General features: G+C 53.6%; 20 protein-coding genes. 10 read left to right on the top strand and 10 right to left on the bottom strand.

What is annotated here, in order from left to right; genetic code table 11:
- The first annotated feature begins 144 nt into the window (after positions 1–144).
- Positions 145–1,224 (top strand): ABC transporter ATP-binding protein, encoded by a 1,080-nt coding sequence (locus SYN9616_RS0100785; RefSeq protein ID WP_156918612.1) that lies wholly within the window; start codon positions 145–147, stop codon positions 1,222–1,224.
- Between the two features lie 48 nt (positions 1,225–1,272).
- Entirely contained in the window at positions 1,273–1,806 is a 534-nt protein-coding gene (locus SYN9616_RS0100790; RefSeq protein ID WP_028951429.1) for a ferritin, read from the top strand.
- Between the two features lie 110 nt (positions 1,807–1,916).
- On the opposite strand, the gene SYN9616_RS14900 is transcribed toward SYN9616_RS0100790, so the two are convergent.
- From SYN9616_RS14900 to SYN9616_RS0100805, 3 genes are read right to left on the bottom strand one after another with little or no spacing between them, the layout of a single operon-like run.
- Positions 1,917–2,066, bottom strand: coding sequence for a hypothetical protein (locus SYN9616_RS14900; RefSeq protein WP_232199852.1), 150 nt, complete (start codon positions 2,064–2,066; stop codon positions 1,917–1,919).
- Between the two features lie 28 nt (positions 2,067–2,094).
- The gene (locus tag SYN9616_RS0100800; RefSeq protein ID WP_028951430.1) at positions 2,095–3,207 is read right to left on the bottom strand and encodes a GTP-binding protein; all 1,113 of its coding nucleotides are present in this window, start codon (positions 3,205–3,207) and stop codon (positions 2,095–2,097) included.
- 19 nt (positions 3,208–3,226) lie between these two features.
- Positions 3,227–3,514 (bottom strand): 4a-hydroxytetrahydrobiopterin dehydratase, encoded by a 288-nt coding sequence (locus SYN9616_RS0100805; RefSeq protein WP_028951431.1) that lies wholly within the window; start codon positions 3,512–3,514, stop codon positions 3,227–3,229.
- 79 nt (positions 3,515–3,593) lie between these two features.
- Between SYN9616_RS0100805 and SYN9616_RS14905 the strand changes: the two genes are divergently transcribed.
- Positions 3,594–5,927 carry a mechanosensitive ion channel family protein gene (locus tag SYN9616_RS14905; RefSeq protein WP_198015111.1) on the top strand — a complete coding sequence of 778 codons (2,334 nt, stop codon included), beginning with the start codon at positions 3,594–3,596 and terminating at the stop codon, positions 5,925–5,927.
- Here the strand turns inward: SYN9616_RS14905 and SYN9616_RS0100815 are convergent.
- Entirely contained in the window at positions 5,896–6,465 is a 570-nt protein-coding gene (locus SYN9616_RS0100815) for a secondary thiamine-phosphate synthase enzyme YjbQ (RefSeq protein ID WP_037991146.1), read from the bottom strand. The genes SYN9616_RS14905 and SYN9616_RS0100815 overlap by 32 nt on opposite strands.
- A 76-nt stretch (positions 6,466–6,541) precedes the next feature.
- Here SYN9616_RS0100815 and SYN9616_RS14910 point away from each other — a divergent pair, with 76 nt between their 5' ends.
- The 4 genes from SYN9616_RS14910 to SYN9616_RS0100835 all read left to right on the top strand — a co-directional run bounded on the left by SYN9616_RS14910 (position 6,542) and on the right by SYN9616_RS0100835 (position 9,411).
- The gene (locus SYN9616_RS14910) at positions 6,542–6,970 is read left to right on the top strand and encodes a thiol-disulfide oxidoreductase DCC family protein (RefSeq protein WP_037991148.1); all 429 of its coding nucleotides are present in this window, start codon (positions 6,542–6,544) and stop codon (positions 6,968–6,970) included.
- Positions 6,971–7,019: 49 nt separating this feature from the next.
- Complete coding sequence (locus SYN9616_RS17770; RefSeq protein WP_156918613.1) at positions 7,020–7,196, top strand: hypothetical protein; 177 nt, start codon at positions 7,020–7,022, stop codon at positions 7,194–7,196.
- A 23-nt stretch (positions 7,197–7,219) separates the two neighbouring features.
- Positions 7,220–8,752, top strand: a complete 1,533-nt coding sequence (locus tag SYN9616_RS0100830) for a carboxypeptidase M32 (RefSeq protein ID WP_028951433.1) — start codon at positions 7,220–7,222, stop codon at positions 8,750–8,752.
- Positions 8,753–8,823: 71 nt separating this feature from the next.
- Positions 8,824–9,411 carry an inorganic diphosphatase gene (locus SYN9616_RS0100835; RefSeq protein WP_028951434.1) on the top strand — a complete coding sequence of 196 codons (588 nt, stop codon included), beginning with the start codon at positions 8,824–8,826 and terminating at the stop codon, positions 9,409–9,411.
- A 7-nt stretch (positions 9,412–9,418) separates the two neighbouring features.
- Here the strand turns inward: SYN9616_RS0100835 and SYN9616_RS0100840 are convergent, their stop codons facing one another.
- Positions 9,419–10,312 (bottom strand): phytanoyl-CoA dioxygenase family protein, encoded by an 894-nt coding sequence (locus tag SYN9616_RS0100840; protein WP_028951435.1) that lies wholly within the window; start codon positions 10,310–10,312, stop codon positions 9,419–9,421.
- 223 nt (positions 10,313–10,535) lie between these two features.
- On the opposite strand from SYN9616_RS0100840, the gene SYN9616_RS0100845 reads away from it, so the two are divergent.
- Entirely contained in the window at positions 10,536–11,048 is a 513-nt protein-coding gene (locus SYN9616_RS0100845) for a L,D-transpeptidase (RefSeq protein WP_051410895.1), read from the top strand.
- On the opposite strand, the gene hemC is transcribed toward SYN9616_RS0100845, so the two are convergent.
- Positions 11,049–12,002: a hydroxymethylbilane synthase gene (gene hemC / locus SYN9616_RS0100850; RefSeq protein WP_028951437.1), complete on the bottom strand. Its 954-nt coding sequence runs from the start codon at positions 12,000–12,002 to the stop codon at positions 11,049–11,051.
- Positions 12,003–12,127: 125 nt separating this feature from the next.
- Between hemC and SYN9616_RS0100855 the strand changes: the two genes are divergently transcribed.
- On the top strand, positions 12,128–12,604 hold the full coding sequence (locus tag SYN9616_RS0100855) for a DUF6561 domain-containing protein (RefSeq protein WP_028951438.1): 477 nt from the start codon (positions 12,128–12,130) through the stop codon (positions 12,602–12,604).
- 188 nt (positions 12,605–12,792) lie between these two features.
- Here SYN9616_RS0100855 and SYN9616_RS0100860 read toward each other — a convergent pair whose 3' ends face one another.
- The 3 genes from SYN9616_RS0100860 to SYN9616_RS0100875 all read right to left on the bottom strand — a co-directional run bounded on the left by SYN9616_RS0100860 (position 12,793) and on the right by SYN9616_RS0100875 (position 15,004).
- Entirely contained in the window at positions 12,793–13,470 is a 678-nt protein-coding gene (locus SYN9616_RS0100860; protein ID WP_156918614.1) for a hypothetical protein, read from the bottom strand.
- A 623-nt stretch (positions 13,471–14,093) separates the two neighbouring features.
- Entirely contained in the window at positions 14,094–14,636 is a 543-nt protein-coding gene (locus SYN9616_RS0100870; protein WP_028951441.1) for a hypothetical protein, read from the bottom strand.
- A complete protein-coding gene (locus SYN9616_RS0100875) occupies positions 14,633–15,004 on the bottom strand; it encodes an AbrB family transcriptional regulator (protein WP_028951442.1) in 372 nt (123 codons plus the stop codon). The genes SYN9616_RS0100870 and SYN9616_RS0100875 overlap by 4 nt, the downstream gene beginning before the upstream one ends.
- Positions 15,005–15,394: 390 nt before the next feature.
- On the opposite strand from SYN9616_RS0100875, the gene SYN9616_RS16235 reads away from it, so the two are divergent.
- A complete protein-coding gene (locus tag SYN9616_RS16235) occupies positions 15,395–15,559 on the top strand; it encodes a conjugal transfer protein TrbI (protein WP_071991397.1) in 165 nt (54 codons plus the stop codon).
- A 125-nt stretch (positions 15,560–15,684) separates the two neighbouring features.
- On the opposite strand, the gene SYN9616_RS0100885 is transcribed toward SYN9616_RS16235, so the two are convergent.
- On the bottom strand, positions 15,685–17,194 hold a 1,510-nt coding region (locus SYN9616_RS0100885; RefSeq protein WP_028951443.1), incomplete at its 5' end, for a hypothetical protein.

The following is a 17,194-nucleotide window of genomic DNA, read 5'->3' on the forward strand; positions in this document are numbered from 1 at the left end:
GTACGGGATAAACACCCTTTAATGAAGGCCATGCATCAAGCCAAGGTCAAGGTTTAAATCGCACACCTTGCGTCCTCAATTGATGCAGCCGTCCGGGACGTCTCTTTTCATGATTCGACTTAATCACTCAATCAATCGCGCATAGTGGCGAACCCTGTTTCTCTCCAGTCGATCTGGCACCGGTATCCAGGGTCCGGCGATGGCTGGTCGCTCAGGGGCATTGATATAGATATCGCAGAGGGAGAGCTGCTGGGGCTTCTGGGTCCATCTGGTTGCGGAAAAACCACTCTGCTGCGCTGCATCGCTGGCTTTGAAAATCCCGCCAAGGGCACCATTTTCATGCGAGGGGATCCGGTGGGTGGCTCGGGGCGACTGGTTCCTCCTGAACGTCGTGGCGTTGGCATGGTGTTTCAGGACTATGCCCTCTTCCCACACCTAACGGCCTGGAAGAACGCATGTTTCGGTCTGATGAGGGGCGCTGACACCAGTCGTGTGTCCTGGTTGTTTGAACTGCTTGGGATTCAGGGGCTCGAGAAGCGCTTTCCCCATCAGCTGTCCGGTGGGCAGCGCCAACGCTTGGCCCTCGCCAGGGCTTTGGCGCCCTCGCCCAAGGTTGTTTTGCTGGATGAACCTTTTTCGAGCCTGGATGTCGAGGTTCGTTTACGCCTTCGCGGCGAACTGAGTGGGGTGTTGCAAGCCTGTGGCGCGAGTGGCGTCATCGTGACCCACGATCCAGGTGAAGCTTTGGCGATCTGTGATCGTGTGGCGGTGATGAGAGACGGTTTGCTTCACCAATGCTCGTCCCCTCAGGAGATCGTGCGTGATCCCGCAACAGCTTTTGTTGGATCGTTTGTGTTGCAGAGCAATGTCATTCCAGTGCAGCAACCCAAGCATGGGGAGTTGTCTTGCGCTCTTGGCAGTTTCAGGAACCGTGTGCAGCTCGAGGATCTTCAGCAGGACTGGCCGGATGAAGCATGTGTGCTGGTTGATCCGCAATCCATTGGTTTAGTGGCTGATGCAGGTGCCCAGGCCAGTGTGCTTGGCCGGGAGTTTCTTGGTGACCTCTGGGAATACAGAATCAGACTTGGTGACTTGCTTTTGCGTGCCAGATGTCCACTGGAACAGAATTATCTGCCCCATGCTCGCTGTCGCGTGGCTCTGAAAGAGGATGCTTCCGTCAAGCTGTTGCCCCAAAGAATTGATCTGACAAAGATTGCTGCTTGATCGCTTCAGGGTTTTAAATTATCCAAACATTATTTCTCTTTTTTATTAATGAAAGATCTCACCCGTGCAATCAACGATCACTTGGCCTCTGAATTTCAGGCCAGCCATACCTATCTCGCGATGTCGATTTGGTTGCGTGAAAATGATCTTGTTGGTTTTTCAACTTATATGTTGAATAAAAGCAATGAAGAGCGTGGTCATGCGTATCGAATGATCGCCTTCCTTGTCGATAGTGATCAACAAGTTGAGCTGCCCACCGTTGACGCACCGGAACGCAGCTGGCCCTCTGTGAAGGATCTGTTTGATGTTGTTGCCAGCCTGGAAAAAGGCGTCACAGCCTCTATCGACAGGCTGTACAGCCTTGCTGAACAGTTGAACGAACGCAGCGCAACAGCCATGCTCGATTGGTTTGTCGAGGAACAGGTGCAGGAGGAAGCAGAGGCTCGGTTTGTTTGCAAGCGTCTGCGTCTTGCCGGCTCCAATACGGCTGCACTGCTGCTGTTGGATCAGCAATTCCTCGACGGCACAGCTCTGGCGTCTGTGAAGGGAGGATCTGGATTCGGAGCAGTTGCAGTGAACTGAGCAGGGCTGCTGTCAGAGCGCCTGTGTCTCTGACCCATCAAAAAGCCCCCTGCAGATGCAGGGGGCCTTTTGATGCCTTGCACCAACCCGAACAAATCCTGCAGGGACCGTCAGCGTCGAGGCTCATTTCGCACAGGAATCGGGATCAGCACGGGTTCACGAAGTCCGCCGCCGGAATTGTCGTCGTCGGAATCTTCAAGGAGCCAGATCAACAGGCTGGCGGCCATCACCAGAGCGAGGAGGGCGAGAGTTTCAGCCATGGAACCGATCACCATCGCATCAACATAGTCAGCTTGTCGGGGCAACGCAGGCCTGAAGCTGCTGGCGCAGGGTGTCGTGTTCAAGGTCACGACCGATCAGCACAAGCTGGTTTTTTCTCTCCCCGGTCCAATCGCTGTCGTCAATGGAGAAGCGCTTGCCAGCCAGATGGAACACATGGCGTCGTTCGCTTTCCTCGAACCAAAGAATTCCTTTGGCTCGAAACACCTCTGCCGGCAGCTCATTGTCCAGAAAATTCTGAAATCGCCTCAGTCCAAAGGGCCCCTCGCTGCTGAAGGAGAGGGAGGTGAAACCATCCACGGCCAGATGGTCACTGTGTTGGTGATCGTGGTCATGTCCATGCTCATGTCCGTGATCGTGTCCGTGGGCATGCCCGTGATCTTGTCCGTGGTGTCCATGGTCATGACTGTGTTCATGGCCGTGGTCATGGTCGTGACCGTCGGAATGGTCGTGGTCGTGGTCGTGGGAATGGTCGTGGCCATGGGACGGTTCAGCCACCTTGTCCGATTCGAACAATCCAACGCTCAGCAGCAGTGGCAGGGGAACCTCTCCTTTCACAGAGTGAAGAATTCGAGCGTCGTTCTTCACCTCTCGCAGCTGCTCCTCCACGTCCTTGAGGCGTTCAGGGGAGACAAGGTCCACCTTGTTCAGCAACAAAATGTCCCCATAAATCACCTGAGCTCGACCCACTTGCGTCTCCAGCACTGCCTGATCGAAGTTCTCTGCATCAACAAGAGTGATGATCGAATCGAGCCGTGTCTGCTCCCGCAGTTCACTGCCGAGAAAGGTCATGGCCACCGGCAGGGGATCAGCGAGCCCGGTGGTTTCAACCACGATGTAGTCGAGTTCTCCAGGACGTGAGATCACACGATCCACCGTTTCCATCAGCTCGTCGTTGATCGAGCAGCAGATGCAACCGTTGCTTAATTCCACCATGTCCTGTCCGGTGCTCACCACGAGATCGTTATCAATGCCGATCTCACCGAATTCATTCACCAGCACTGCAGTCTTGACGCCGTTCTGATTGCTGAGGATGTGGTTCAGAAGGGTGGTCTTTCCAGCCCCAAGAAAACCAGTGAGGATGGTGACGGGTACACCGGCTGGTGCGGTGGCTGAGGTCATAACAGTGGTCCCACTCATCTCATGCTGGCAGCAAGGCATCGATGGCGGCAGCCAGATCGACATCAAGATCGCTGAGTCCTCCCAGGTCGTGTGTGGTGAGCTCGATCGAAACGCGGTTGTAGACGTTGCTCCAGTTGGGATGGTGTCCGCGTGATTCCGCCAGAAGAGCCACCTGGCTCATGAACCCAAAAGCTTCAACAAAATCGCTGAACTGAAGGTCGCGTCTCAGTCGATCCGCAGTCAGCGTCCAGCACGGCAGTGTGGTGCCGAGCTGTTGTCTCTGATCGCTTGTGAGCAGGGAGGCCATAGGACCTTGAAAGGCAGCACGCATCCCATTGTGTTGCCATCACTCTGGGAAGATGTGGCCAATTCTCAGGCCTCAGACGGTGACAACAGCACTGCGTCGCTTTCTTTGCTTTTGTACCGCTTGTCTGCTCAGTATTGTTTTCACGCTGGCCATCCCAATCGATGGCAGTGCTCAGGATCAACCTAGTGAAGAGAAGGCTGATCTTGTTCAAGAGGAATCGGACGGGATCGATCAGAGCGTGCCGAACGCCATTGATACATTTGAAACCCCTGAAGTTGAAAAATCAACAATTGTTGGTATCGAAGGAGAGGTTTTAAAACCAATCATCAAAATTGATGACCAACCCTTTTATGGAGAGCTTCAACGTCTGGCGCTTTTTTGGGACGACTCACCAATTGGTCATGTCGAGGATCGTGCTCCAAAAGAGACCCTGCTGAATTTTTACGCCGTAATGGCGAGTATCGGTAGTGAAATCGAGGCGATCCGCAGGGACGCCAAACAAGACCCAGGCTTCGGTTGGACGCCGGAGATGAAGACGCGGATTCACAATGTTGATGTTTTATTTGGACTTGCAATCAAAGCATTGAATGGTTCGGATTTTCCTGAAAGTGTTAGAAGTGATTTGGTTGATGAAGCGGCGATTCAATTGAAATTGGTGTTGGATTATGTGTTTTCTAATAGCCGCCGACCGATTGAGATACCTGATGAAGAAGGTGTGCGATTGATGAATCAAGGCCTTGTCAAACGTGATGTGTTGTCGTGGCGCCTTCCGAGTACGGGAATCGTGTTGGCAAGTGATGCTGAACAGGAAGGAAATGACTGGTATTTCAGCCCTTCAACAGTTGCAAATGCGGCAAGAATGTACAAGGAAATTGAGTCTCATGCTGAAAAGTTGCAAGGAGTTCCTTTCGCAACCCCAGATTTTTATCGTAATTTTATTCGAACACCATGGCACCTGGTGCCGCCTAAATGGTATCTAAATCTGCCTAGCTGGATTCACGAGTTTATCGAGGTTGATGTTTTTGCGGGTCAAACTGCATTTCAGATTTTGTTTGCGACCCTGGCATTCGTTCTTTACGTTGTTTTCGTGTTCGCGATGATCTCCAGATTGATCACAAGTCATGTAGATCGTGTCACGATGTTAACAACTAGTTCTGCTCAGGAGAGGCTTGACGGCGTTTGGAATGAAGACGAGGTTGCCTGGAGGCGTGTGTTGTTTGTTTTCCCGATTCTTCCTTTGACGACGATCTCCAAGGTTTTTGTTGATGACTATTTGAATTTTACTGGTACGCCTTTGGTGTTTACCACGTACTTCTTTTATGTAGCTTGGTGCCTTTCAGCATGCCTTCTAGCGTTTTACTTTTTTGAGGCCCTGGGTAAATCAGGTGCTGAAACGTTGTTGCGAGTCCGTGGTAGTAATTCGTCGATTAAGTTAAAGCGCTGGGGTAGTCGAGTTCAGCCAATTTGTCGAGCTTTTTCAGGAATTGTTGCACTTTTTCTTGTTTACCGAATGTTGATTCAGCTGGGCCTTCCTGGCAGCCTGGTGCTTGCTTTGTCCTCTGTTCCTGGCTTGGCGATTGCGCTTGGTGCTTCCAAGCTGCTCAGTAATCTTTTTGCAGGATTTTCCATTCAGACGGATCGTCCTTTAAGGGTTGGTGAGTTCTGCAGAATTGGTGAGTATCTGGGATATGTCACCAAGATTGGATTGCGTTCCATTGAGATTCAAACTGTTACAAGTACGGTCGCCATCCCTAATTCTGTCGCGGATGATTCGATCATCGTCAACTTCTCTGATCGTCAATTGTTGACAGGTAATGAGCACCGTCAGGGGGTTGAAATCCGTGTTCCGATCAGTGTGTCGCTGACATCGGCCCAGGTGAATCAGCTGTTATTTTTCATCAACCGATATCTGGAGAGCTCTGATGAGTTGGATAATACGCGCGTCAATGTTGAGCAGGTCAAAGTGGATGAATTAACAATTATCGGCTTTGGATATGGTGATTTTTTAACCTGGGAAGCCTATTTAGAGACGCGCAAGAAAATTTTTGTGCGCTTTAAGCAGATTATCGCTCAGATACTGATGTCGAGAATTGTTTTGCGAGTGGCGTACCAAACTCCAGAAACTGTGCGACGCAGGATTCCTGATCAGCTCAAAGAGATTGTTTGCCTTGATGAGCAGATCACCTTTGGTAGTTGCGAGCTTCTGAAAATTTCTGATTACAGCTATGACTTTATATTTGATTTCCGTGCTTTTCACCCGACCTATAGTCTGTTTCTGAAGGCTGTTGATCGAATTAATCATGATCTTCTCTCCTATGTTGAAAGAGAAAACATCGTGATGCCATTCCCAACCTCGATTTTCATCCAGAAGCCTGCTGAGCTTATGGATCTGCGGGGAGTGAATCCGATGTGATGTCGTGCAAGCGATCCACCATTAGATCAACGTCGGTGTCCAACCCCCCATCGCGGGCCCAGGCATCCGGATCATGGCGCTGCAGGATGTCCTGATTCAGCTTGGTTGCTCGTTGAGCGGCTGAGTCCTGTTCTCCGATCAGCTGACAGGCAATCCGGCGTTGGTGAGCTGCATCGCGGTGCTCCCACAGATAAACAGCCTGCCAAGTTCCGAGCCATAACCGTCCCTTGGCAAGACTCAATGTCATGGTCTGGGCTGTTAAAGCAGTGCGTATGTGCGCTGGCATGTCGTCCGGTCCTTCATCGTCATGACGGTATGGATGGTTCCGGGGGACAACCCGATCCATCCAGCTCGCCAAATCGTCCAAGACCCGCGGATCAGCATTTTCGTTGATTGTGAGGCTGGCACTGGTGTGCAGGCAGGTGAGATGCAGAGCCCCGTTGCTGATACCTGTTGTGGCCAGCCATCGGTTGATGATTGGGTCGAGACGCGTGAACCCGCTGCCGCGCGTCGGAACATCCAGCTCGTGCTGAATCATTGCCAGTTGATTAGCCACAGTTCCAGGCTCGACTCCATCAACCTAGGGAGCGATGTTGATGATGATTTCGAGCCTGATGGCTTCACCAGATCTCACCTTGCTGTACGACGGCGCCTGCCCGCTTTGCATGCGGGAGGTCCGCTTCCTTCAGACACGTGATCGGCATCAGCGTCTCGCCTTCGTGGATATCGATGCCTCGGATTACGACCCTTCAGCTTTTGGCGGTATTGGTTATCGGCAAGCCATGGGCAGCATCCATGCAATCGATGGCTCCGGCACTGTCCTGCGGGACGTTGCCGTTTTTCGTGAGGCCTATCGATTGATTGGGCTCGGCTGGGTTTATCGCCCCACGCGCCTGCCCCTGATTGCACCGCTGGTTGATGCGTTGTACGGCGTCTGGGCCGCCCGCAGACTTCAAATCACTGGTCGCCCGGATCTCGACTCCTTGTGCCGGGATCGCGAGCGTTGCAACACCTCCGGGAGCGGTTGCGCAACCAGCAGTTGATTCAAACGGTCTGTGTGTCCACACTGGTGAGGAGACATCCGTCTTAGCCGTGCGAGACCAATCCCATCCTCCTTTCGAAGGATTTTCCGAGCGAGTCACCGATGGGACCGATCAGGAACGGACTGTGGCCTACAGCCGTTGGCTTAAGCGTCTCAGGGACAACCAGGACAATCCGCAGGATTCCGTTGTGAGAGAGGAGGATTCTGCTGAGCATGCTTCTCGTTAACGTTTGGGGATTGGATTGAACAGATGAAAGCCGTTGCTTCGGCTTGGGACCGATTGGGGTCGTATCTCAGGGAAACCCAACTTCTCGGTTCGATCCAAAGCACCCTTTACTGGGACCAAAACACCCGAATGCCGGCTGGTGGATCGGCGTGGAGGGGGGAACAGCTCTCGCTGCTGGCCACGCAGCTTCATGCACGCCAAAGCGCGGATCGCTACGCGGAATACATTGCTGCTGCTCGCCAGGAGTGGAAGGACTCTTCAAAGACGGCGCAGTCCGTCGATCGTGGCCGCAACCTTGATCTACTTGAGCAGGATCTTCGTCGGCAGCGTTCCCTTGATCCGGCTCTTGTTGCAGCCTTGGCAAGGGCCAAGTCCGAGGGATACAGCCTCTGGCAGCAGGCTCGCAGCACCTCTGATTTTTCGCTTTTCGCTCCAGCGCTGCAGCGGATGATCAAGCTGCGTCAGGACCAGGCGGCTCAGCTGGCAGAGCCGCGCAGCTGCTGGGAGACGTTGGCCCAACCGTTCGAACCCGATCTCACCCTGTCGCGACTCCGGGACCTTTTGGCGCCTCTGCGGCGTCGCCTGCCGGAACTGGTCGAACAGGCAACCCACGCCCCTCGTCCTCGCAGCCTTGGATGGGACCTATCCGAGAACGCTCAGCAGAAGCTGTGTCAAGAGTTGCTGACCTCATGGGGACAGGATCCCGCCATCAGTTGTGTTGCCCGATCCCCGCACCCGTTTTCAATCACGCTCGGGCCTTCGGACTACCGACTCACCACCAGAATCGTGAAGGGCCAACCGCTGTCCTGCTTTCTGGCGACAGCTCATGAATGGGGGCATTCCCTCTACGAACAAGGGCTCCCGAATCAGACCCATCAGTGGTTTGCCTGGCCGCTGGGACAGGCCACATCCATGGCGGTTCATGAAAGCCAGTCCTTGTTCTGGGAAAACAGAGTGGCGCGCAGTTTTGCCTTCGCAAAGCGGTGGTGGGGACGTTTCTCAGCGCAGGGCGCTCCCCTGGCTGGCCCCGACGATTTCTGGCGGGATCTGAATCCTCTGTCTCCTGGCCTCAACCGTGTTGAAGCTGATGAACTGAGTTACGGCCTCCACATCATGATTCGCACGGATCTTGAGATCGCTCTGCTTGAGGAAGGACTGTCGGTTGAAGATTTGCCCGGTGAATGGGGCGATCGATACCAGCAGTTGCTTGGCGTGACGCCAACCGATGACGCGGAGGGTTGTCTTCAGGATGTGCATTGGTCTGAAGGACTCTTTGGCTATTTCCCCTCCTATCTGCTGGGCCATCTCATCAGCGCTCAACTGAGTGAGGCGATGGCTGCTGAGATTGGTGCCCCTGAGCAGCACATCGAAGCAGGTGATGTTCAGCTTCTGCTGGATTGGTTGAGAACCCGTGTCCATTCGGTCGGCCGTGCTCTCAATGCAGAGGGTCTCGTTCAGCAGGTAAGTGGTCAGCCACTGAGCAGCGAGCCATTCCTGCGTTACCTGGAGTCGAAGCTGGAAGCCATGTCCAGTACAACCGCATCGCCTCTGGCCTGACGGCCAGATCACTGCCTCAGACAAGTCACGGCGGCCGCCACGTAAGATCCCGGCGCTATCGACCGCCATCCATGGCCAATCTTGAGCAGGCTCCCAGCCGCAGCATGCCCAACCTGCTGCACGTGCTTCCGGCCTTTGCTGATGAAGCGGAGCTTCGTCTCAACACGATTGTGGAGCTCAACTCCAACACAATCAACAAGTACGAGCTGATCACTGAAACCGGCCACCTCAAGCTTGATCGGGTTGGTTATTCATCCTTGGCTTATCCCTTTGCTTACGGATGCATCCCTCGCACCTGGGACGAGGACGGTGACCCGCTCGACATCGAGATCGTCAACGTGACAGAGCCCCTCGTTCCTGGGTCGATCGTTGAGGCGCGCATCATCGGCGTGATGACCTTCGATGACGGAGGTGAGGTCGACGACAAGGTGATCGCGGTTCTAGCCGACGACAAGCGTGTGGATCACATCAAGACCTTCGAAGATCTCGGCGATCACTGGAAGAAGGAAACCACTTACTACTGGGAGCACTACAAAGATCTCAAAAAGCCCGGCACCTGCACTGTCAACGGCTTTTTCGGACCTGACAAAGCCATCGAGATCATCAAGAGCTGCGAAGCCCGCTATCTGAAGGAGATTGACCCGAAGTTGGTTGATTGAACAGCGGTTACCGCTGGTACATGTTCACCAGAACACTTCTGCTGGCATCGGGGCTCTGGGGGTGACCTCGATGGGCTCCACGCTGGGAGGAGATCACCATGTCTCCAGGAGAGGCGAACAGGGGTAGAGCCGTGGTGTCGTCCAGCTGGCTGTACTCGTAGATGCCGATGCCGTGTTGTTCATTGAACGCACGGCTGCGTTTCCAGCTTCGCCGGTCTCGATGAGAGGTGGGCACATAGCAATAGGGACCGATGTCGAGACTGCCGACATGGGAGAGAAAAACAAAGGATTTGAATTTCAAGGAGCGCCCATCGCAGTGAAACCCGCGGGTGTCCTGGACGCCACGATTCACGTACAGATTGCGGCACTTGACCCGTAGTGGAGTGAGACAGGAGGCCATCACCAGTCGTCGCACCTGTTTTTCATGCAGGCAGCCGTGAATGAGCTCGTTCATCTCCGAAGAGAGTCGTTCGGGGTGAAAGATGTCGACCATGCCTGCGTCACTGCCACTGCGACCATCCGGTCGCTCGACGCGAAAGTTGATGACGGGCCGATCTGCATCCACGAAGGTGTTGTATCCCTTGAGAACGCGCCGATCGGGCAGATTCAGATAGGCGATCGCATCGATTCCCGAACGCTCGGGCTGTGATGCATCCTCGAGAAGCTGGGCAACGCGACGGTTCAGAGCGTTGACCAAATCCGCCGATGCAGCACCCTTCAGAAGAATCACACCTTGGCGGTTCAGGGTCCATGCCGCCCGCAGAAAGCAGCGCTTGCTTCTGAGCACCTCCTCGAAGGGGAAGGCAATCGCTTCTGTCGCCCGAACCCTGTCGTCGCCCTCGAGCAGTCCTGGCAGGGCCAAGGACAGACGTTGAGATCGTTGCGTTGACGCTGCAGTCATGCCCAGGCCCTCACCGGGCTTGCTTGGCATAGGGGAGCGTACCTCCGGTGATTCAAGGGCCATGGCGATGCAGTCTCATGCCTGAGACCGAGAGACGAACCGCAGCGATGAGACGGTGCGATATACGGGCAATGAGACGGAGAGAGTCTTAAGAGTGGACGCCTGAGGCCAGTCAGGGCTGCTTTTCTTCTGGGCGATGCATAACTTGAGACTAAAGAGTCTCATGCGTCTCATAAAGCGAGGTCTGGTCTGTGGGCTTGCGGCGCTTTCGCTGTCCGTGATGTGCCCTGCGCAACGGGCTGCTCAGGCGGAGGAGCTGGCGGTGCTCTCATCGCCTTCAAGCTCTCGCATCCTGTTGGATCTACAGAAGAGGCAGATCAGTGTGATCCGAGGCGGGCAGAGGCTTGGGCCTTGGCCAGTGGCGATCGGTGATCCCAAGACCCCAACGCCGGTCGGCGAATTCTCGATCCTGAACAAGAAGGTCAATCCTGTTTATGTGTCCAACAAATCAGGTCAGCGCAAGGAGCTGAGCGGTCCATCGAGTCCGATCGGGGATCGCTACCTGGCCTTTCACCGCAATGGGCGCGGAGAGTTCGGAATTCATGGAACGCCATGGCCCCACTGGGTTCAGATCCGTGCTGCCGTCAGTCTTGGCTGTGTGCGGATGTTGAATGACCACGTTCGCCAGCTGTTTGATGCCGTGGATGTGGGCACCACGCTTGAAATTCGCGGCTGATCACGCCTCAGGCCGCATCTCCTGGAAGATTTCCTGGAGGATCTCGCCGGCCCCCTGACGTTTCAGCTGGTTGGCCAGATCAATGCCAATCGCTTCCGGGTTGGTTCGTGATCCGCGGCTCTCGTTGCGGATCAAGCGCTTGCCGTCCAGGCTCGCAACCATGCCTGTCATCACCAGATCGTCCCCCTCCAGGGACGTATTGACCCCGATCGGGACTTGGCAACCACCCTCGAGTTCCCTGAGAAAGGCCCGTTCAGCAAGGCAGCGCTGGGAGGTTGGTGTGTGCTCCAGAGCCTTGATGATCTCCAGCACCTCGGGGTTGCCTTCGATGCATTCGATCCCTAGGGCTCCCTGGCCGACGGCATGAAGCGAAATATCGCCAGGAATGAGTTGATGAATGCGATCGGAGAAGCCCAGGCGACCGAGCCCGGCGGCGGCGAGGATCAGGCAGTCGTAGTCCCCGGCATCGAGCTTTTCCAGACGTGTAATCACGTTGCCCCGCACATCTTTGAAAATCAGATGCGGGTAGTGATGCCGCAGCTGGGCCAGTCGTCTCAGGGAGCTGGTGCCAACGACCGATCCTTCCGGGAGAGTGTCGAGTTTGTAGTCGCTGTTCTTGGCATTCACCACCAGGGCATCGGCTGGATCTTCACGTTCGCTGATGCACCCGAGCATCAATCCGTCAGGCAGGTTGGTGGGTAGATCTTTGAGGGAGTGGACCGCGATCTCAGCGCGTCCGATCAGCATCTGTGCTTCGAGTTCTTTCGTGAACAAGCCCTTATCTCCGATCTTGGCCAGTGCCACATCCAGAATCTTGTCTCCCTGGGTCGCCATCGCTTCAACGCTGATGGTGAGTCCGGGATGGGCTTTTTCGAGTTCCGCCTTCACCCAGTTCGTCTGCACCATCGCCAGCTGACTGCGTCGAGAAGCGATCCGCAGATGGGTGAGGGGCATGGGGATGGCGATTCAGCAGGCAAGCCTACGCAGTCAGGTGCGACATCTTTCTCGATCTGAATCGTGTTGAGGAGGCCCGGGAGTTTTCAACACTGCTTAACATCTTCTCAACAAAGTGATTGGCCATGCCGGGTCCGGTTGTCAATGGAGTCCGTCATTCCGCCTCGCTTGCTGAGACGGAGACAACCTCATCATCGAAAGACGACTTCCTCCCACTTATGGCTGAGGGCAGTATCCGATTGTTGCTTCTCACAAGTGGTGATCTGGTGATGGCTCGCTTGAGGAACACCACGGATCGCGACGGAGATCCCGCGTATCAGCTGATTCGCCCACGTCGTGTCGCTTTCATTGATCACACGGGTGATCAGCAGACACCTCAGTGGACCCTTGAGCCCTATCTGGCTGGACTCACCACACAGCGCAATGTGGTGTTATTCAAGACGGCCCTCGCTTCAGTGCTCGAGCCTGATTCCAGGCTTGTCCAGGCCTATGCGGACATCACTGCCCAGGAATGTCCGCTTGAAGAGACGCCTGTGGAGCGGCTCAAGCGTGCCTTCCAGGAATTCACCGATACCTTCGACGTTGAAAAGTCAAAGAGCTGACCATCAGGTCTGCCATAAAAAAACCCTGATCTCGGATCAGGGTTTGATCTGTTCCGTGTGAGGAGGGCGTCTCAATTCCCTCAACGCTTTTATAGGAGCCGAACAAGCTTCAGGGAAGTGAAACATGTACTTACGTAGAACAAAAAAGCTTGTTCCGCTGATGGGTTCGTTCCCAGCCTGGACAACACTCAGCACGACGGCAGTTGGCTGAACTGATCCTTGAGGGCGCGGCGTTGGTCTTGGCCACTGAAGGTAAAGCGCTGGCCATCGACTTCGCTGCAGAAGATGATATTGAACTGGCAGGCGTTGAACTGAAAGACACCCTGATCCGCTGCCAGGTGCACATGCGTGTCATGGCCAGGATCTCCAGGGCCATAGACCTCGGCACCGATCCCGGTAAGAAGGTCTTTTAAATCTCGAGTCCGCTGTGTCCAGTGAACACCCTTGAGATGGTCATCTCTCCAGTCCTGGACATCGATGGCTTCACCTGTGTAGTGATAACTGTTGACGGAATGCACATCATCAACCACGTCAAAATGCGGGTGCTCACGGATGGTTAAACCAAAGTGGTCTTGCAGACGGTGACCCAATTCAATGATGTCAACTGAATAGAGTGAATGTTCAAGCATTTGAACAGCTGAAAAGCGGATCGGGAAGAAATGATTTGATTGTTTGTTATTCGCGCATGACCTGTATGGATCATGTCGATTTGGATGTTTTCTTAGCCAGGGTGTGGAATCCGAGCAATCTGAAAGTTCTCCATAGATGACAGTCGCGATGTCCTTGATGCGGTTATTGGCTCGCGTCAGGTTTGAAAAGAGATTCCCCCGGCTGGGGGATGTTGATTCAGCCCGATTCCTCGACACTTCAGGAAATCACTCCCGTCCCATGAGCCAACGTCTGTATGGAAGCCTGATCGCCTATGGCCTGCTTGCGATGGTGTTGCTTCCGATCGTTATCACCATTCAGGCGATTCCTGGAATCTGACGTTGCCCAAGGCTGAAGGGCGGATTCCGGACGTGATAGGCAAATCTGATCAGTGGATGGCACCCCACCACATGTGGGGAGCTCCAATAAAAAAACCCGCTTAGCGAGCGGGCCGGGTGATGGGGTTCTTGAATATACCGGCTGCAGCCACCACATGCAGCGTTTTCGTTACGCAGAACACGTTGTTTACGTCGCTTAACCGCAGTCTTAAGTGACTATTCGTTCACGCCACATCTGGGGTCTCAAGTGTAGTATTCCTCCATCAGATCAAGATCTGGTGCAGATGGCCGGGTGATGGGGATTGCTACGGCTTAAAGAACCGTCCCATATCTAGGGGCGGTTTTTTTTGTCTGCACCAGACGCTTTATACCCACCACGCCTGGGCAGGCAAGACGATTGATGGCTGATCTGGTCAGCTGTCGAGCTGCCACCTCAGTCACTTGCCCGTCTCACGCGGCTAACCCTGAGAAGCCCTCCTCTGCCTTTTGTCTGCACAAAGGGGTTATCCGCGCATCATCCGACCACCAAGGCATTGGTCGGAAATCGACCAGAACCCTGACGCTGCTCTCAGAAGATCACGGTTGCCTCTGAAGACACCGGGTTGACCAGGATTCTTCCAGGACCAAAGATCTGCTGCCCAACCAACGAACAGAACCCGGTTGGTCTCCGAAGGCTTGGGGATGGGTCGGTAGGGATTCCAATGTTTGTCATCCTTAAAAAGCACTGACACCCCACCAGCCTTGCCGTGCTGGTCTTGAAAGGCCCACCAGACGTTGCCATTCCCCCTGGATTGACCCGTTTGAAAGGTGCCCAGGCGTTTGCTCTGTTGAATCAACACGCCTTTTAGCGAAAAAGCAGTTCTCTCTGTCAATCGAATCTGAATCCCTGCATCGTGCTCACTGGTTAGTTCGCAAGGCATCGGCAGTGGCACCGCGAGTGCAGGATGTGCGACAAGCAGCAACAACAGAGGTTGGATGCCTTTCACTGAAGCACTGAGCAACCGCGCCACGCAAACAACACCTGGTCGCTCAGCGATTGAACTCATGCGTCCCCATCTTCTGTTTCACCTGTTGGAATCAGGCAGATGGCTTTTCCCCCCAGCTTGATCGTGTACTCATCTCCCGGATTGAGCTCCAACATGGCCGTATAGGCCTTGCCAACAAGAAGGTTGCCGTTGCCTTGAACCTTGGCGGTATAACTGAGCTTTCGTCCGCCTTTGCCAACACCAGCGGTGCAACCAATAGCAAGGTTGACTCCCTTCGATTCCAGAAGTGCTTCGTAGAAGGCGGTGAAATTCAGGCGCGCACTTCCATCTTTTTTGGCTGAAACATATCCGCATGCTTTGACGAGATCAGGCTTGGAGACGTCTCCAAGGTCCTTCACTTTGGCAAGTAGATCAGACTCGGTCACCATTGGAATCAATCCGTAGGTTGACTTTTTTATGGTCTCTTCTGCTGGTGCTGTTGTCAACATTCGGTGAGTGTGCGTCTTTGATGAAGGCTTGCTCCTTGACACGTTCTGAACGGCGGTTGATGGTTTCGTAAGATGTTTCTCAGCTTGTTTATTTTCTGGGGCTCCACGCCGATTGATCAATGCTCGCCATGAAGACGTTCAAGTGATGCTGTGCGTTTATTTCAGAATATTCTGTTCAGTTATCTGATCTTGGAAGGTGATCATGGAGCCTGAAGCAAAGAGAATGATTCCCATTCCTTTTTGTCTGTGTTGACAGGCAAAAATCAGGCCTCAATGTGCTGTAAAGGTGGAGTGGAATGAGCTATATTTTAGGAAGTTATCAAAATCAAAATGGACAAATGCGCCTGTTCTTCCTGCACTTGTGTTGTTGAGCAATCCGCTGCTGTGATTCTCAACGGGCAAAGTTTTTGCTCCGATGCATGTGCGCAAGGACATCCCAACGATGAGCCCTGTCATGGCAGCGGGTCCTGTGGTTGCACCTGTGCCACGAGCTGACGTTCGCTTTTCATGGGCTCAGCGCTTTTAGGCTGAGCCCGTTGGATTATCTCTTTGAACAATAGGACCGTCGATCAAGGCAGCGGCCAGTAATAACGCTCATCCCTTTATCGTTGCATCCTTACTTAAAACACATCCACTTCTACGGCAGGAACAATCTGGAGATTGCTCGGGAAATTCGCCAGGAACTCATCTTTATCAATGTTCAACAGCAAGGTGTTCACCTTGTCGTTGCCCTTGATTCGTAGATCATCATCCCTTTGCTTGAATTTTAGATCTAGGGCATACACAATACCGATACCGTCTTTGTTGGGATTGAAGTCGGCAATGACATCCTTCCCTTTAGACAGAGTGAAGACATCAGTCCCTTTACCACCAGTGAGGGTGTCGCCACCTTTACCTCCATAGAGAAGGTCATTGCCTTTTCCGCCTTTGAGAATGTCTCGACCACTATGTCCTTGGAGATTGTCGGAGCCCTTTCTGCCTTGAAGGAGGTCGACACCTTTACCTCCGTAAAGGTAATCTTCCCCGTTTCTGCCAACAAGGGTGTCTTCGCCGCGTTTGCCAGTGAGTTTGTCGTCATCTTTGTTGCCTTTGAATTTCTCATTTGCTTTGCTGCCTTTTGTGATGTCGTCAAAGCTGTTCTTGTCAGGTTTCTTCTCAACATCAATCACACGGAGTTGATTGTCGTCTTCTGCATTGCCATCTCCGGTATCTGGCTGGATGGGTTCACCATCAATGGTGGAATCATTGCCGCCGCCTTGATCAGGATCGCCGGGGAAGCTGTTTTCACCTTCGCCTAAACTTGAACCGGAACCATCTCCACTACCTGAGTTTCCGCCGCCGGAACCGCCGTTATTTCCATCGTTGTTTCCGCTACCTTCTCCAGAGCCTTGTTCTGGGTCGACTCCAAGATCGGGGAGATCAGCGAGTTCAGCATCGATGAAGCGGACAATGCCAACCTGATCGGTTGATTTGCCTTTGCTGAGATAAAGCTCAATGCCTTCACCCAAGGCCGGGATTTTGTATTTGGCGATATCAAGGATTGAATAACCATTGAGATCAATTTTGTCGCTTGTCTGAACGAAGCCATCGATGTAATCGGTGCCATCTGAGAATTTGTATGTATCGGAGCCAGCGCCGCCTATGAGGTAATCATTGCCATTGCCTCCAAAGAGGGTGTCATTTCCCGCTTTGCCGTAGATGTTGTCTGCGGTTTGTGTGCCCTTGAGATCGTCATCATTGTCTGTGCCGACGATGATGTTGGCTGGTTGAGTGCCGGGGTCGAGATCGGGCAGATCAGCCAGTTCAGCATTCATGAAGCGGACAATGCCAACCTGATCGGTTGATTTGCCTTTGCTGAGATAAAGCTCAATGCCTTCACCCAAGGCCGGGATTTTGTATTTGGCGATATCAAGGATTGAATAACCATTGAGATCAATTTTGTCGCTTGTCTGAACGAAGCCATCGATGTAATCGGTGCCATCTGAGAATTTGTATGTATCGGAGCCAGCGCCGCCTTTGAGTTGATCGTCACCGTTACCGCCATCGAGGGTGTCATTGCCATCACCACCATCAAGAACATCTTTCCCGTCTTGTCCTGAAAGGAGGTCATCCCCATCAAGGGCGACCATG

Source organism: Synechococcus sp. CC9616, from assembly GCF_000515235.1.
Taxonomy (GTDB): domain Bacteria; phylum Cyanobacteriota; class Cyanobacteriia; order PCC-6307; family Cyanobiaceae; genus Parasynechococcus.

What these genes read in the sequence shown, in the direction of transcription:
- SYN9616_RS0100855 (WP_028951438.1), top strand. Translation starts at nt 12,128, where the DNA reads ATGCCGGGTCCGGTTGTCAATGGAGTCCGTCATTCCGCCTCGCTTGCT.
- SYN9616_RS0100875 (WP_028951442.1), bottom strand. Translation starts at nt 15,004, where the DNA reads ATGGTGACCGAGTCTGATCTACTTGCCAAAGTGAAGGACCTTGGAGAC.
- SYN9616_RS16235 (WP_071991397.1), top strand. Translation starts at nt 15,395, where the DNA reads ATGGACAAATGCGCCTGTTCTTCCTGCACTTGTGTTGTTGAGCAATCC.
- SYN9616_RS0100840 (WP_028951435.1), bottom strand. Translation starts at nt 10,312, where the DNA reads ATGACTGCAGCGTCAACGCAACGATCTCAACGTCTGTCCTTGGCCCTG.
- SYN9616_RS0100805 (WP_028951431.1), bottom strand. Translation starts at nt 3,514, where the DNA reads ATGGCCTCCCTGCTCACAAGCGATCAGAGACAACAGCTCGGCACCACA.
- SYN9616_RS0100790 (WP_028951429.1), top strand. Translation starts at nt 1,273, where the DNA reads ATGAAAGATCTCACCCGTGCAATCAACGATCACTTGGCCTCTGAATTT.
- SYN9616_RS0100800 (WP_028951430.1), bottom strand. Translation starts at nt 3,207, where the DNA reads ATGACCTCAGCCACCGCACCAGCCGGTGTACCCGTCACCATCCTCACT.
- SYN9616_RS0100835 (WP_028951434.1), top strand. Translation starts at nt 8,824, where the DNA reads ATGGCCAATCTTGAGCAGGCTCCCAGCCGCAGCATGCCCAACCTGCTG.
- SYN9616_RS14910 (WP_037991148.1), top strand. Translation starts at nt 6,542, where the DNA reads ATGGCTTCACCAGATCTCACCTTGCTGTACGACGGCGCCTGCCCGCTT.
- SYN9616_RS0100815 (WP_037991146.1), bottom strand. Translation starts at nt 6,465, where the DNA reads ATGATTCAGCACGAGCTGGATGTTCCGACGCGCGGCAGCGGGTTCACG.
- SYN9616_RS0100870 (WP_028951441.1), bottom strand. Translation starts at nt 14,636, where the DNA reads ATGAGTTCAATCGCTGAGCGACCAGGTGTTGTTTGCGTGGCGCGGTTG.
- SYN9616_RS14900 (WP_232199852.1), bottom strand. Translation starts at nt 2,066, where the DNA reads ATGGCTGAAACTCTCGCCCTCCTCGCTCTGGTGATGGCCGCCAGCCTG.
- hemC (WP_028951437.1), bottom strand. Translation starts at nt 12,002, where the DNA reads ATGCCCCTCACCCATCTGCGGATCGCTTCTCGACGCAGTCAGCTGGCG.
- SYN9616_RS0100845 (WP_051410895.1), top strand. Translation starts at nt 10,536, where the DNA reads ATGCGTCTCATAAAGCGAGGTCTGGTCTGTGGGCTTGCGGCGCTTTCG.
- SYN9616_RS0100830 (WP_028951433.1), top strand. Translation starts at nt 7,220, where the DNA reads ATGAAAGCCGTTGCTTCGGCTTGGGACCGATTGGGGTCGTATCTCAGG.